The sequence below is a fragment of the Tritonibacter litoralis genome (assembly GCF_009496005.1).
In the GTDB taxonomy this organism is placed as follows: Bacteria; Pseudomonadota; Alphaproteobacteria; order Rhodobacterales; family Rhodobacteraceae; genus Epibacterium; species Epibacterium litoralis.
On the sequence record NZ_WIBF01000003.1, the window covers coordinates 323,134 to 336,521 of the forward strand.

At 57.2% G+C, this 13,388-nt stretch carries 14 protein-coding genes and 1 pseudogene; 13 read left to right on the top strand and 2 right to left on the bottom strand.

What is annotated here, in order from left to right; all coding sequences use genetic code 11:
* Positions 1-14: 14 nt before the first annotated feature.
* Positions 15-932: a LysR family transcriptional regulator gene (locus tag GFB49_RS07835; RefSeq protein ID WP_153215291.1), complete on the top strand. Its 918-nt coding sequence runs from the start codon at positions 15-17 to the stop codon at positions 930-932.
* On the opposite strand, the gene GFB49_RS07840 is transcribed toward GFB49_RS07835, so the two are convergent.
* Complete coding sequence (locus tag GFB49_RS07840) at positions 901-1,773, bottom strand: LysR family transcriptional regulator (protein ID WP_153215292.1); 873 nt, start codon at positions 1,771-1,773, stop codon at positions 901-903. The two genes, GFB49_RS07835 and GFB49_RS07840, sit on opposite strands and share 32 nt — an antisense overlap.
* A 201-nt stretch (positions 1,774-1,974) precedes the next feature.
* On the opposite strand from GFB49_RS07840, the pseudogene GFB49_RS21465 reads away from it, so the two are divergent.
* The 8 genes and pseudogenes from GFB49_RS21465 to GFB49_RS07875 form a co-directional block, all read left to right on the top strand.
* Positions 1,975-2,367 (top strand): annotated as a pseudogene (locus tag GFB49_RS21465) (ATP-binding cassette domain-containing protein); the annotation flags it as partial.
* 198 nt (positions 2,368-2,565) lie between these two features.
* The gene (locus tag GFB49_RS21470; protein WP_425505193.1) at positions 2,566-3,048 is read left to right on the top strand and encodes a TOBE domain-containing protein; all 483 of its coding nucleotides are present in this window, start codon (positions 2,566-2,568) and stop codon (positions 3,046-3,048) included.
* Positions 3,049-3,131: 83 nt separating this feature from the next.
* The gene (locus GFB49_RS07850; protein ID WP_153215324.1) at positions 3,132-4,031 is read left to right on the top strand and encodes a carbohydrate ABC transporter permease; all 900 of its coding nucleotides are present in this window, start codon (positions 3,132-3,134) and stop codon (positions 4,029-4,031) included.
* Positions 4,028-4,990 (top strand): carbohydrate ABC transporter permease, encoded by a 963-nt coding sequence (locus tag GFB49_RS07855; protein WP_153215294.1) that lies wholly within the window; start codon positions 4,028-4,030, stop codon positions 4,988-4,990. Before GFB49_RS07850 ends, GFB49_RS07855 begins: the two co-directional genes overlap by 4 nt.
* A 115-nt stretch (positions 4,991-5,105) precedes the next feature.
* Positions 5,106-6,353: an ABC transporter substrate-binding protein gene (locus GFB49_RS07860; RefSeq protein ID WP_153215295.1), complete on the top strand. Its 1,248-nt coding sequence runs from the start codon at positions 5,106-5,108 to the stop codon at positions 6,351-6,353.
* Between the two features lie 62 nt (positions 6,354-6,415).
* Positions 6,416-7,243, top strand: coding sequence for a metallophosphoesterase (locus tag GFB49_RS07865; protein ID WP_153215296.1), 828 nt, complete (start codon positions 6,416-6,418; stop codon positions 7,241-7,243).
* 156 nt (positions 7,244-7,399) lie between these two features.
* On the top strand, positions 7,400-8,212 hold the full coding sequence (locus GFB49_RS07870) for a glycosyltransferase (protein ID WP_153215297.1): 813 nt from the start codon (positions 7,400-7,402) through the stop codon (positions 8,210-8,212).
* Positions 8,209-9,087, top strand: a complete 879-nt coding sequence (locus GFB49_RS07875) for a DMT family transporter (RefSeq protein ID WP_153215298.1) — start codon at positions 8,209-8,211, stop codon at positions 9,085-9,087. Before GFB49_RS07870 ends, GFB49_RS07875 begins: the two co-directional genes overlap by 4 nt.
* Here the strand turns inward: GFB49_RS07875 and GFB49_RS07880 are convergent.
* On the bottom strand, positions 9,057-9,869 hold the full coding sequence (locus tag GFB49_RS07880) for a putative rhamnosyl transferase (protein ID WP_153215299.1): 813 nt from the start codon (positions 9,867-9,869) through the stop codon (positions 9,057-9,059). The genes GFB49_RS07875 and GFB49_RS07880 overlap by 31 nt on opposite strands.
* 361 nt (positions 9,870-10,230) lie before the next feature.
* On the opposite strand from GFB49_RS07880, the gene rpsL reads away from it, so the two are divergent.
* From rpsL to GFB49_RS07900, 4 genes are all read left to right on the top strand, one after another.
* Positions 10,231-10,602, top strand: coding sequence for a 30S ribosomal protein S12 (gene rpsL, locus GFB49_RS07885; RefSeq protein ID WP_005621086.1), 372 nt, complete (start codon positions 10,231-10,233; stop codon positions 10,600-10,602).
* Positions 10,603-10,617: 15 nt separating this feature from the next.
* Positions 10,618-11,088 carry a 30S ribosomal protein S7 gene (gene rpsG, locus GFB49_RS07890; RefSeq protein WP_153215300.1) on the top strand — a complete coding sequence of 157 codons (471 nt, stop codon included), beginning with the start codon at positions 10,618-10,620 and terminating at the stop codon, positions 11,086-11,088.
* A gap of 21 nt (positions 11,089-11,109) precedes the next feature.
* The gene (gene fusA, locus GFB49_RS07895; RefSeq protein ID WP_153215301.1) at positions 11,110-13,227 is read left to right on the top strand and encodes an elongation factor G; all 2,118 of its coding nucleotides are present in this window, start codon (positions 11,110-11,112) and stop codon (positions 13,225-13,227) included.
* A gap of 63 nt (positions 13,228-13,290) precedes the next feature.
* Positions 13,291-13,388 (top strand): GTP-binding protein (locus GFB49_RS07900; RefSeq protein ID WP_038034850.1); only part of this gene is annotated, 98 nt, incomplete at its 3' end.

A 13,388-nucleotide genomic window follows, 5' to 3' on the forward strand; every position in this document is an offset into this window, starting at 1 on the left:
AAGCGGAGAGGCAGATGGACAAGATTGAGACGATGCGCGCGTTCATTTCCGTCGCACAAGAGCATTCCTTTACCGGAGCGGGTCGCAGGCTGGGCATGTCGACCAAGCTGGTCAGCAAATATGTTCAACAGCTCGAAAGCCAGCTGCAGACCCGCCTGTTCCACCGCACCACCCGCAGCGTGACATTGACCGAGGTTGGGGTGGCCTATCTGGGGCGATGCCGCTCTATTCTGGAACAGATCGACGATCTGGATGCCTTGGTGCGCGAACATCAGGTGGAACTGGCCGGCCCCATTCGGATTACAGCCCCCACCGGGTTCGGCAGTACCCGCCTGACCGAAGCTTTGATCCCTTTTCTGCGCGCCCATCCGGATGTGCATCTGGATCTTAAGCTTTCGGACTCACGTGTCGCGCTGGTGGAAGAGGGGATGGATCTGGCGGTCCGCATCGGGGCGCTGCGCGATTCCACGCTGATCGTGCGCAAACTGGCGGATATGCCGTTGATCGTCAGCGCTGCGCCGGAATATCTGGACCGTTACGGCCGCCCCCAAGATCCGCGCGCCTTGGCCACGCACACCTGTTTGGTGGATGAAAACCAGGCCAATCTGAACGTCTGGCGGTTCTGGTCGAAATCCTCGGGTCAGGAACATGTGGCCCGGCTGAACGTGACCACACGGGCCAATGCGCCGGCGGTTCTGGCACGGATGGCCATTGGCGGGCTTGGGATCGCGCGCTCTCCAAAATACGCGATCCAAGAGGCCTTGGAACAAGGCATGTTGGAAGAAATCCTGCCAAACTATCGCACCGATGCCTATGGGGTTTACGCCCTTTATCCTCATAACAGGCATCTGACCCGCAGAGTGCGCGCGCTGATCGATCATCTGAGCCTTGAGTTCAGCCCTAAGCAGCCAGCCGCTCAGCACAGTCAATAAAGGCCTGCACCAACCGCAGACGCGCGCGATCCTTGGGGGCCAGGATCGAAATCTCGTGCTGGGCGCTCAGCTCGCGGATGGGGACCTCGACCAAGGACTGCGCCAGCCGCCCGCTGCGCGACAGAAAGATGGCAACGCCGATGCCGTGCAACACGGCTTCGCACATGACCGGAAATGTGGTCATGCGCAACGTCCGGGGCAAAGTGATCGCGTGGGATTTCAAAGCCGTACTGACAACGCGCTGCGTGAGGGAGCCAAATTCAGGCAAGATCACTGTCTGATGGGCCAGATCGGCAAGGCTCAGCTCCGTCCGCTGGGCCAGCGGGCTGTCGGGATGAACATAGGCCACGTATGAGATCTGTTGCAGCGGCACATGTTCGAAATCCTCCGACATCGGCGCGTCGGTGATTATGCCTACATCCACGTGCCGTTCACGAATTAGCCGCGTCGCGGTGGTCCAATCATGCAAGGCAAAGTCAATTTCAACAAAGGGGTGACGGGCCGCAAAATCGCGAATGGCTTCCAGCGCGGGTTGGGGCGCATTGGCAATCACTTTCAGATGGCCTTTTTCGAGGGTCTCAAACCCTTCCAGCCGTTCGGCAATCGCGCTTTCCAGCGCCACAAGGCGATCTGCAAGATCAAAGAACTCTTGCCCCGTGCGCGTCACACTCACACCGCCACGCCCCCGGATCAACAGTTGCGAACCGACCTGCGCTTCAAGCTTGGCCACATGCTGGGTAATGGTGGATTGCGTCACCCCCAGGCGATTGGCGGCAGCGGAAAAGCTGCCCTCGCGCACGACATAGGCAAAGGCGACAAACTGATGGGGATTGGGACGCATGCTGGGGCTCTGGTTTTGGTCTACGCTCGGATCGTAACCAGTATTAGTTTCACTAATATAACGTCATACAGATGAGGCGTGGCTGGCCTAGCGTGCCCCCAAACCAGGGGGAATCAAATGGCAGAGTTGGCAATCGAGAATGTCACCAAACGCTTTGGTGACACCGAAGTTTTAAAAGGTGTTTCGCTCACGATCCAAGATGGTGAGTTCCTGTCGCTGGTGGGCCCGTCGGGCTGCGGTAAATCCACGCTTTTGCGCCTAATCGCTGGATTAGAGACACAAACAAGTGGCTCTATTCGTCTGGCTGGACAAGACGTGCAGGGCGTCCGGGCGGCAGATCGCAACCTGTCAATGGTGTTCCAATCCTATGCGCTTTATCCGCATCTGAGCGTCCGGGACAATATCGCGGTGCCGTTGCGCATGCGCCGGATGACTGGACGGCAGCGATTGCCAGTGGTTGGCCGTGTCATGCCGGGCGCCCGTGCCGCAACACGGCAGATGGCAGCGGATGTGACCCACGCGGCCAAAACGCTTGAGATCGACCATCTGCTGGACCGCAAACCGGGTCAGCTCTCTGGTGGGCAACGGCAACGGGTTGCCCTGGCGCGCGCTATGGTCCGCGACCCAGCGGCCTTCCTGCTGGATGAGCCTCTTTCCAATCTGGATGCAAAACTGCGCGTACAGACCCGTGTGGAAATCGCCGAGCTGCACCGCAGGCTGGGCGCAACCTTTGTTTATGTGACCCATGACCAGGTTGAGGCGATGACGATGTCCAGCCGGATCGCGGTGATGATGGGTGGCCAGATCCTGCAATGCGCGGCCCCCGATCAGATCTACGAAGATCCGGCCGATATCCAAGTGGCTGAATTCATCGGCGCGCCTAAGATCAATATCCTACCGGTTGCAACGGCACCGGACCTGACGTTGACTCTGTTGGGCCAAAACCTTCCGCTGCGCGTGGCGCGGGCGACCACAGGGCTGCGGTTGGGGCTGCGGCCCCAGGCCCTGCATCTTGCGGGCGCTGACGCACGGCTGACGGGCATTGTCGCACATACCGAAAACCTTGGGGCGGAACTTTTTGCCCAGATCGAGGTGCCGGGGCTTGCGCAGCGGTTGGTCATGCGGGCGGAGCCCACGCAACGCAGCTCTCTGCGACTGGGGGCTCCGGTGGGGATTGATTTCGACTGTCGCGCGGCTTTGGTTTTTGATGGCGCCGGGCAGCGGGTCCGTGAGGTCGAACATCTGGCGCACCTTCCAATGGTCGAGGCGTTGTGAGCATGCAGGCCATTTCTCAAACCGTTGACAGCTTACGCTCGCCCGAGCAGGAAACGCTGCGCCGCCAGCGTCGGACGGCCTGGATGCTGACCTTGCCTGCGCTGGCGCTGATGGTGGTGATCCTCTTGGTGCCAGTGGGCATCGCTGGGGTTCTGTCGTTTACGGATTTCTCGCTGGGCAACAGCAGTTTCAATTGGGTTGGGGTCAAGAATTACGATCGTCTCCTCAGCCGCTCCACCTATGAAAAGATGTTTATCGCCACCTTTACCTATGTGGTGACCGTGGTGCCCCTGTCGGTTGGTCTGGGCCTTGGCGCGGCTTTGTTGGTCCAGTCGCTTGGCCGGTTTCGGGAACTCTACAAGACGATCTATTTCCTGCCGGTGATGGCGACGCTATTGGCCATGGCGATTGCGTGGGAATTTATGCTGCACCCGTCGATTGGTATGATCAACCGCACGCTTGAGCTGGGATGTGGCACCGTTCTGGAACGGATCTGGCCCTTTATGGCCAACGGCTGTGCCAAAACCTTCCCCGTATGGCTGGGTGACAAACGCTATGCCATTTGGGTGATCTGTTTCATCGGCATCTGGCAGGGCTTCGGGTTTAACATGGTGCTGTATCTGGCTGGGCTGACCGGGGTGCATCGTGAGCTGTATCACGCGGCTGAAATGGACGGGGCGAAATCCGGCTGGGAGCGGTTCCGGCTCGTGACCTGGCCTGCGCTGGGCCCGACAACCGTGTTTGTGGTCACCATCAGCTGCATCCGCGCCTTTCAGGTCTTTGACACGGTTGAGGCCTTCTGGCCCCAGGGCGGCGGTCCCAATAAATCCACCTATGTGATGATGTTCGCCATCTTTGAAAAAGGCGTTCAGCAGAACCTGATCGGGGTTGGCGCGTCTATCACCATCGTGTTCCTGGGTTTTGTGATGGTCCTGACCCTGATCCAGCGCTGGCTGGTCGAGCGAAAGGTACATTACGGATGACACGCGACTGGTGGAAACATCTGATCCTGACCTTGGGCGCGCTGATCGTGATTGCGCCGTTTTACATGATGGTCAGCTATTCGTTCAAATCGCCTGGTGAAATCGACCGGGGCGAGGGCGGCTTCTTCGGTCGCCAAGAGATGATGGTAGATGAGCGCTGTGTCAAACTGCGCGACCCCAATCGGGATGATATCGCGGCGGCTTTGCTGCGCTTTCCAAACCAAACGGATGCACAGATCCGCGACGCGCTGCTGGCTGAGGCCACCGCCGACTGTTCGATGCGCCCCGTGGTGTTCAACTACACCAAAGCTTTCACCGAGGCACCGCTGCTGCGGTATCTGCTGAACGGCGTCATTGTCACCGCCTCGATCTTTTTCATTCAGGTGCTGGTGGCGGTGCCGGCGGCCTATGCCTTGGCCAAGCTCAAATTCTGGGGGCGCGAAGCGGTGTTTTCCCTGGTTCTGTTCTGCCTGTTGATCCCGGTCCATGCCATCGCGCTGCCGCTTTACATCATGCTCGCGAAGCTGGGGTTGACCAACACCTATGCCGCGCTGGTGGTGCCCTGGACGATCTCGGTCTTTGGGATCTTCTTGATGCGGCAATTCTTTATGACCGTGCCAGATGACCTGATCGATGCTGCGCGCATGGACGGAATGGGTGAATTTGCCATCGTCTGGCGCGTGATGCTGCCCACCGCGATCCCGGCGCTGCTGGCCTTTGCGATCTTCTCAGTTGTGGCCCATTGGAACGACTATTTCTGGCCCCGCATCGTGGTGACTGGCAACCGTGACCTGTTCACCCCGCCACTGGGCCTGCGGGAATTCAAAGGCGACGGCGATGGCAGCTTCTTTGGTCCGATGATGGCCACAGCCACCGTGATTGTCATGCCGCTGATCGTGGCGTTCCTTCTGGCGCAGAAACGCTTCATCGAAGGGATCACGCTCAGCGGTATGAAATAACGAATTTCGGGTGCGGACACGCCGCACCCGACCCCGGATCCCGACAGGGATGAACCAGAAGCGCCGGATCGGCAAATCAGCGCGCTTTGAAGCTCAGGAGTGAGAGGTAAGAACCATGAAAACCACCGTATCCGCAATAGTTTTGTCCGCAATCGCCACCGTCGCGGCGGCCGAGGACAAAGTCACCATTGAATTCGCCTATCCCTACAGCCACCTGTTTGACGTGACCTATGAGGCGATGATGCCTGCTTTTCAGGAAGCGCACCCAAACATCGAGGTCAAGTTCCGCTCGACCTATGAATCCTATGAAGATGGCACCAACACCATCCTGCGCGAGGCCGTATCTGGCAACCTGCCTGATGTGACCATGCAAGGTCTGAACCGCCAGCAGATCTTGGTCGAAAAAGGCATCGCACAGTCGCTTGAGCCGTTTATTGCCAAGGAAGCTGATTTCGCCAAGGACGGCTACCACGATGCGATGCTGTCACTGTCAACCTTCGACAACAGCGTACACGGCCTGCCGTTCTCGGTTTCTTTGCCGGTTGGATATTACAACATGGACGTTCTGCGTGCCGGTGGCATCGAAGCGCTGCCCACCACCTGGGACGAGGTGATCGCGGCCTGTGAAACCATGAAAGCCAATGGCGTCAAGAACCCGATCTTCTGGGGTTGGAACATCACTGGCAATTGGTTCATGCAGGCGCTGATGTGGAGCCAGGACAAGGCGATCGTAGAAAACGCCGCCGTGACCCTCGACAGCCCTGAGGCGCTGAATGCGTTGACCCAAATGCAAGAGATCTTCACCAAATGTGAGATGCAGAACCTGGAGTGGAAAGCCGCTCTGGCGTCGTTTTCTGCAGGTGAGATCGGCATGATGTTCTGGTCGACCTCTGCGCTGGGCGCTGTTGAACGGTCGCAAGGTGATTTTGAACTGGTGACCGGCCCGTTCCCGGGCATGGGTGAAAAACCCCAAGGTCTGCCAGCGGGCGGCAACGCAGCCATGCTGACCTCCACCTCGGACGATCCGCGCGTGCAAGAGGCGGCCTGGGCTTGGCTCAAATTCATCACCTCGGGTGATGGCGCGGCTGAAGTTGCCAAAACCACCGGTTACATGCCGCCGAACAAGGCTGCAAACGAAGTAATCCTGGCAGACTTCTACACTCAGAACCCGAACAAACAGACCGCCGTGGACCAGCTGCCGCTACTGCGCGACTGGCTGGCTTATCCGGGCGATAACGGTCTGGCGATCACCCAGGTGATCTATGACGGGATCGAGCGTATCGTCACCGGTGACGCAACCGACATGCAGGAACTTCAAGAAGAGCTGGTCGAAGAAGTCAACGACCTCTTGCCAAACTCCTAAGACAACAACACCTTTGGGCCGCCCATCATACCGGGCGGCCCTCTTTTAAACTGAGGCAGAACATGAAAATCATCCATATCTCTGATATTCACCTGACCATTCCCGGTGAGCCGATGGGTGGGCTGAACCCGCACGCCCGCTTCGCCAAGGCGCTGGCGGATGTTGCAGAAAACCACAGTGACGCGACCCGGATCATCATCACGGGCGATCTGACCCATTGGGGTGAGATCGAGGCCTATGAGGCGTTGAAACAGGCGATTTCGGATGTGGATGTGCCGGTGCGGCTTCTGTTGGGCAACCACGACAACCGTGGCAATTTCCTTGCGGTGTTTCCCGACCACCCGGTGGATGCCAATGGTTACGTAAATCACGCTGAAACGATTGATGGCGTGCGCTACATCTATCTGGACACGGTTGGCGATCAGACGCACGCTGGCCATTTCGGGGCCGACCGGATTGAATGGCTGGCATCTCAGCTCGCGGGCTGCACGCGCGCGCGCCTGTTCCTGCATCACAATCCCATGCCAATTGGCCTGCCAGCCGAAGATCAGATTGCGCTGGTGGACCAAGATCAGCCCGCTTTTCATGCGCTGTTGTCGGAATATGCCGACCGGATTGAGTATTTCCACTTTGGACATGTGCATGCGCCAATACACGGCATCTTTCTTGGCGTTCCCTTTGCCTCGGTGCCGTCAACCGGCAATCAGTCCTATCCGGATCTGAGCGAGCAGACATGGCTGAAAGGCGGCGCGATGGAGCCTGCCTATTTTGTGCTGACGATCCATGGTGACAATACGTTGATTCATCAGATCCCTTTTGCTTGGGAGGGCGAGCTTGGCCAATACGGGACCCAGTGGGAAGACTGGGCCAAAGAGGATGCTGCGCCGTAAACGCCTCCCGTTTGTTCAACACCCATCAGCTGATTGGCTGCTTGCGGTTTGTGGCAAAATCATGTCGGCCATAAGGGAATTCTTAGTGCCCGCATCGTAAAAAGGATGAAGTCCCCGAACAGGGGCTTCTCTTTTGCCAGAATGCGCAGACCGAACATGACGTTGAGACTTCAGATCGTGGGATTGGTCCGGTTTTCGGTGCTAAGCCCTACGTTCTATACCCAGCGATTTCAGACAGTGGATGAAATCGCGGCCCATCTTTATGCAACTGACCGGATGGAACTGCGGTTTCGTCTGTTCGAAGCCTTGTGCCTGCCGTCTTTGGTGGGTCAAAACGATGATGGGTTTCAGGCGGTTGTTCTGACGTCCAAGCGGTTGCCGAAACCCTATTGGGAGCGTCTTCAGGCTTTGGTGGAACCCTATCCTCACATCACCTGCCAGCAGTTTTGGCCCAGCAAACATTATCGGTTGCTGAAACGGGGATTTGACAGCATTTCGCCTGGGGATGCGACGCACCGGGTGCAGTTCCGGCTGGATGATGACGATTGTCTGGACAATGATTTTATCGCGCGCCTGCGTCGCACGGCCGAAGGGCTCATCCCGTTACAGGGGGATGCGGAACCCTTTGCCTTGTGCGGTAACCGGGGGTTTTATGCCCATCGCACACGCATGGGGGTTCAGGTCTATGACAGTTGCGAACATATGCCCCTGTCTGCAGGTGCGACAATCGTGGGCAAGGTTGGTCAGCGGTTGAACCCTTATCGGTTCAATCACCGCAGATTTGCCCAGCACTATAACACCTATTCCGACATCTCGGTGCCGTCCTTTGTGCGCACGGTACATGGCGACAATAAGTCTGACGCGACGCAAATGGGCTTGACCCGCAGGTGGTCGCGGGCGCAGATCGACAAAGCGCTGCGAAAGCACTTTGATCTGACCCCCGACTTCCTGAATGAGCTTCTTGCATGACATCCAACCAAATTGGCGCGGTTTATATGATGGTGGCCATGACGGCCTACACCTTAAACGACGCAATGGTGAAACTTCTGGGCGCGGATCTGCCCCTGTGGCAGATCATGCTTTTGCGCGGCGTTTTGGCCTCGGTGCTGCTTTTCGCCCTTGCGCGGGTCTTGCGTGAAAAAATCTGGGTCTCTGGTCGGCGGGAATGGGGTTTTGTACTGCTGCGTGCCGCATTTGAGGTTGGCGCGACCTATTTCTTCCTGACCGCGCTTTTGGCGATGCCAATTGCCAATGCCACGGCGGTGATGCAGGCGATCCCCCTGACGGTGACTTTGGCGGCGGCGCTGTTCCTGCCAGAAAAGGTCGGGTGGCGCCGGTCGCTGGCGATTGTGGTTGGTTTTCTGGGCATGTTGCTGATCGTGCGTCCGGGGACTGCGGGGTTTGGACAAGGCACCGTCTTTGTCTTGATTGCGGTCTTGCTGATCACCGGGCGGGATATACTGACACGTTTTGTGCCCGCAGGGGTTCCATCGATGGCGATGGCGATCACAACAGCGGTTGGTGTTGCCCTGTTTGGCGGCGTCTCCGGTGTGGGGCAGGACTGGGTGGCGGTCACGCCGTTCCAATTGGGCCTGTTGCTGGCAACCTCTGGCCTGATCCTTTGTGGTTATGTGTTCTCCATTCTGTCGATGCGCGGCAGCGAGGTCTCGTTTACGGCGCCGTTTCGATACAGCGGCCTTGTGGTTGCGCTAATGGTGGGCCTTCTGGTGTTTGACGAATGGCCGGATGCAATCACCCTTGTGGGGGCGGCCATTGTTGTGGGGGCAGGGCTGTTCACCTTGGCCCGCGAAAATCAGCGCAAACGCGAAAGGGCGCGCAGCTGATCAAGCTGCGCATCGCCTATGGCAAAACAGCGTTGAAACAGCTGCCGGTCCTTGGCGGTGATCGGCTGCATCTCTTCCTTGGCCACATTCTGTCGGGAATCGTTGAACTGATTGTGGCTGCGCACATACATCGCCCGCTGGTTCAAAGTGACGGTTGGCATGTTCTGGTAGACTTTGTTGTGGCCGAAATTCATCACCGACTTTGTGTCGCCGCCGCTGATATAGATGCCCAAGGCGGCGGTTTGATAGGGGCGGCTGACTTCGGCGACCAAGACCTCACCCGCTTCAGGCCGCACCAAAAAGCCCGTGTTAAAGTCAATGGCAACCTGTGGATGCTGTTTCAACAGACCCGCACAGGTTTGAGTCGCCGCGCGCAGATGTTCGACAAAATCAACGGCAACCGCGTCGTCATCGTCCAATCGGAATTGCAGACAGGGGGCTGCAGGATCGCGACGCGCTTTGTTCAGGATCTTGCGCATGATCGGGCGGTGGCGGGCCGGAGCTTCGCTGCGGATCTGGATCTGGCGAACCCCTGCGCACAGGTCCCGCAGGCGTTGCTCATAATGGGCAGGCAGGCTGTCACCGATCACCACAATCAGATCAAAATCCGGATCGGTCTGGGATTTAAGCGCGGGCAGGGTAATCGCCTCAAACAGGGCAAACCGTTCTTCCATCCGCTCCGGCGCATACAGGTAGTCGATCCGCTCTTGGATCGTTTCATGCTCCACCTGAAAGCCGCCCAAAGCAGGATAGGAAAACCGGCAAAGACCGAGGACTTGCATAACGACGGATTTCCCTGTTTTTGGTGTTTTGTGAGTTTGAGCACAGCACCGGCACCGCCACAAGTCCTCACACAGGGGTGGGATGTTGACAAGCCTGGCGACTCCCCCTATACGCCCGCTATCCGGCTATGGGGGAACTCCCTTTGATGCCGAAATCAAAAGTTAAGTGGATCAAGGTTCAGGCACTTTTATCACCTGAATCCTCTGTTAACACACCGCGACGTTTACCTCGGAATGGAAACGTTTGCGGTTTTTGCGCTTGTTTAAGGGCCAGTTCCTGAGACCCGCGCAAAAAGAAATGAGCCGCACAGCCCGAGGGTTTGTGCATGACGAAATGTTGCAAAACGGGGAAATAACCGGAATGCCAACGATCCAACAGCTGATCCGCAAACCGCGGCAGCCGAAAGTAAAACGCTCCAAATCCATGCACCTGGAGCAGTGCCCTCAGAAGCGTGGCGTTTGTACCCGCGTTTACACCACCACACCAAAGAAACCGAACTCTGCGATGCGTAAAGTTGCGAAGGTTCGCCTGACCAACGGTTTCGAAGTGATCTCCTACATCCCGGGTGAAAGCCATAACCTTCAGGAACACTCTGTGGTTCTGATTCGTGGCGGTCGTGTAAAAGACCTTCCGGGTGTCCGTTACCACATCCTGCGCGGTGTTCTGGATACCCAAGGTGTTAAAGATCGTAAGCAACGTCGTTCGAAATACGGCGCAAAGCGTCCCAAGTAAGAAGGAGAGGCCGAGATGTCACGTCGTCACGCCGCCGAAAAACGCGAAGTTCTGCCCGACGCCAAATTTGGCGACAAAGTTCTGTCAAAATTCATGAACAACCTCATGATCGATGGCAAGAAGTCGGTTGCAGAAAAAATCGTCTACAACGCGCTGGATCGCGTTGAAAACAAGGTCAAGCGCGCCCCTGTGGAAGTCTTCCACGAAGCGCTGGACAACGTAAAACCGTCTGTCGAAGTTCGCTCCCGCCGTGTGGGTGGTGCAACTTACCAGGTTCCGGTTGAAGTGCGCCCCGAGCGCCGCGAAGCATTGGCCATTCGTTGGTTGATCACCGCTGCACGTGGTCGCAACGAGAACACAATGGAAGAACGCCTCGCCGGTGAGCTGCTTGACGCTGTACAAAGCCGTGGCACTGCCGTTAAGAAGCGCGAAGACACGCACAAGATGGCTGAGGCAAACAAAGCCTTCTCGCACTATCGCTGGTAAACCTTCAGAGGCTGATTCCAAATGGCACGCGAATATCCGCTCGACCGCTACCGTAACTTCGGTATCATGGCGCACATCGATGCAGGTAAAACTACCTGCTCCGAGCGCATCCTGTATTACACTGGTAAATCCCACAACATTGGTGAGGTGCACGATGGTGCGGCCACCATGGACTGGATGGAGCAGGAGCAGGAACGCGGCATCACCATCACTTCGGCTGCGACCACCACATTCTGGGAACGCACCGAAGACGGTAAGACCGCAGACACCGAAAAGCACCGTCTGAACATCATCGACACCCCTGGCCACGTTGACTTCACCATCGAAGTTGAACGTTCGCTGGCGGTTCTCGACGGTGCAGTCTGTGTTCTGGACGCCAACGCTGGCGTTGAACCCCAGACCGAAACCGTGTGGCGTCAGGCTGACCGCTACAAGGTTCCGCGTATGGTTTTTGTCAACAAGATGGACAAAATCGGCGCGGACTTCTTCAACTGTGTCAACATGATCGAAGACCGCACCGGCGCACGCGCTGTTCCGGTTGGTATTCCGATCGGCGCAGAGAACGAGCTGGAAGGTCTGCTGGACCTCGTGACCATGCAGGAATGGGTCTACGAAGGCGAAGATCTGGGTGCGTCCTGGGATAAACGCGACATTCGCCCTGAACTGCAGGACATGGCGAACGAGTGGCGCGAAAAGATGGTTGAAGCTGCGGTCGAGCAAGACGAAGCCGCAATGGAAGCCTATCTGGAAGGCGAAGAGCCTGACGTTGCAACTCTGCGCGCTCTGCTGCGCAAAGGTACTCTGGCGCTGGACTTCGTTCCGGTTCTGGGTGGCTCCGCGTTCAAAAACAAAGGTGTTCAACCTCTGCTGAACGCTGTGATCGACTATCTGCCGAGCCCGCTCGACGTTGTTGATTACATGGGCTTTAAGCCTGGCGACGAAACAGAAACACGTAACATTGCCCGCCGCGCGGATGATGACATGGCGTTCTCTGGTCTGGCGTTCAAAATCATGAACGACCCCTTCGTTGGCTCGCTGACCTTTACCCGCATCTACTCTGGTGTCCTCAACAAGGGTGATACCCTGTTGAACTCCACCAAAGGCCGCAAAGAGCGTGTTGGCCGTATGATGATGATGCACTCGAATGACCGTGAAGAGATCACGGAAGCATTCGCGGGCGACATTATCGCGCTGGCAGGTCTGAAAGACACCACCACTGGTGACACCCTGTGTGCAACCAACGAACCGGTTGTTCTTGAAACCATGACCTTCCCGACACCGGTTATCGAAATCGCTGTTGAGCCCAAGACCAAAGCGGACCAAGAGAAAATGTCTCAAGGTCTGGCGCGTCTGGCTGCCGAAGATCCGTCCTTCCGTGTTGAGACTGACCTGGAATCCGGTCAGACCATCATGAAAGGCATGGGCGAACTTCACCTGGATATTCTCGTCGATCGTCTGAAGCGTGAATTCAAGGTTGAAGCGAACATCGGTGCACCGCAGGTTGCCTATCGTGAGACCATCGGTCACGAAGTTGAACACAGCTACACCCACAAGAAACAGTCGGGTGGTTCTGGTCAGTTCGGCGAAGTCAAGATGATCATCTCTCCGACAGAAGCCGGCGAAGGCTACTCCTTCGAGAGCCGCATCGTTGGTGGTGCTGTTCCTAAGGAATACATCCCGGGTGTTGAAAAGGGTGTTAAATCGGTCATGGACTCCGGTCCGCTGGCTGGCTTCCCCGTGATCGACTTCAAAGTTGCTCTGATCGACGGTAAGTTCCACGACGTGGACTCCAGCGTTCTGGCCTTTGAAATCGCAGCTCGCATGTGTATGCGCGAAGGCATGAAAATGGCCGGCGCGAAACTTCTGGAACCGATCATGAAAGTAGAAGTGATCACTCCTGAAGAATACACCGGTGGCATCATTGGTGACCTCACCTCTCGCCGTGGTCAGGTGTCTGGCCAGGAAACACGCGGCAACGCGATTGCGATCGACGCAAACGTACCGCTGGCGAACATGTTCGGCTACATCAACACTCTGCGTTCGATGTCTTCTGGCCGCGCCCAGTTCACCATGCAGTTCTCGCATTACGATCCGGTTCCGCAGAACATCTCTGACGAGATCCAGGCGAAATACGCGTAAGCGTTTCAATAATTGGGGGGTGGGCAAGGGTGCCTGCCCCTCTCAACGAAAAGGAGGCCTCTCATGGCTAAGGAAAAGTTTGAACGTACAAAACCGCACGTCAACATCGGCACCATCGGCCACGTTGACCACGGTAAAACCACGCTGACCGCAGCGATCAC

Coding starts and splice junctions, on each gene's coding strand:
- GFB49_RS07835 (WP_153215291.1), top strand. CDS start 15: ATGGACAAGATTGAGACGATGCGCGCGTTCATTTCCGTCGCACAAGAG.
- GFB49_RS07840 (WP_153215292.1), bottom strand. CDS start 1,773: ATGCGTCCCAATCCCCATCAGTTTGTCGCCTTTGCCTATGTCGTGCGC.
- GFB49_RS21470 (WP_425505193.1), top strand. CDS start 2,566: ATGGGTGGCCAGATCCTGCAATGCGCGGCCCCCGATCAGATCTACGAA.
- GFB49_RS07850 (WP_153215324.1), top strand. CDS start 3,132: ATGCTGACCTTGCCTGCGCTGGCGCTGATGGTGGTGATCCTCTTGGTG.
- GFB49_RS07855 (WP_153215294.1), top strand. CDS start 4,028: ATGACACGCGACTGGTGGAAACATCTGATCCTGACCTTGGGCGCGCTG.
- GFB49_RS07860 (WP_153215295.1), top strand. CDS start 5,106: ATGAAAACCACCGTATCCGCAATAGTTTTGTCCGCAATCGCCACCGTC.
- GFB49_RS07865 (WP_153215296.1), top strand. CDS start 6,416: ATGAAAATCATCCATATCTCTGATATTCACCTGACCATTCCCGGTGAG.
- GFB49_RS07870 (WP_153215297.1), top strand. CDS start 7,400: ATGACGTTGAGACTTCAGATCGTGGGATTGGTCCGGTTTTCGGTGCTA.
- GFB49_RS07875 (WP_153215298.1), top strand. CDS start 8,209: ATGACATCCAACCAAATTGGCGCGGTTTATATGATGGTGGCCATGACG.
- GFB49_RS07880 (WP_153215299.1), bottom strand. CDS start 9,869: ATGCAAGTCCTCGGTCTTTGCCGGTTTTCCTATCCTGCTTTGGGCGGC.
- rpsL (WP_005621086.1), top strand. CDS start 10,231: ATGCCAACGATCCAACAGCTGATCCGCAAACCGCGGCAGCCGAAAGTA.
- rpsG (WP_153215300.1), top strand. CDS start 10,618: ATGTCACGTCGTCACGCCGCCGAAAAACGCGAAGTTCTGCCCGACGCC.
- fusA (WP_153215301.1), top strand. CDS start 11,110: ATGGCACGCGAATATCCGCTCGACCGCTACCGTAACTTCGGTATCATG.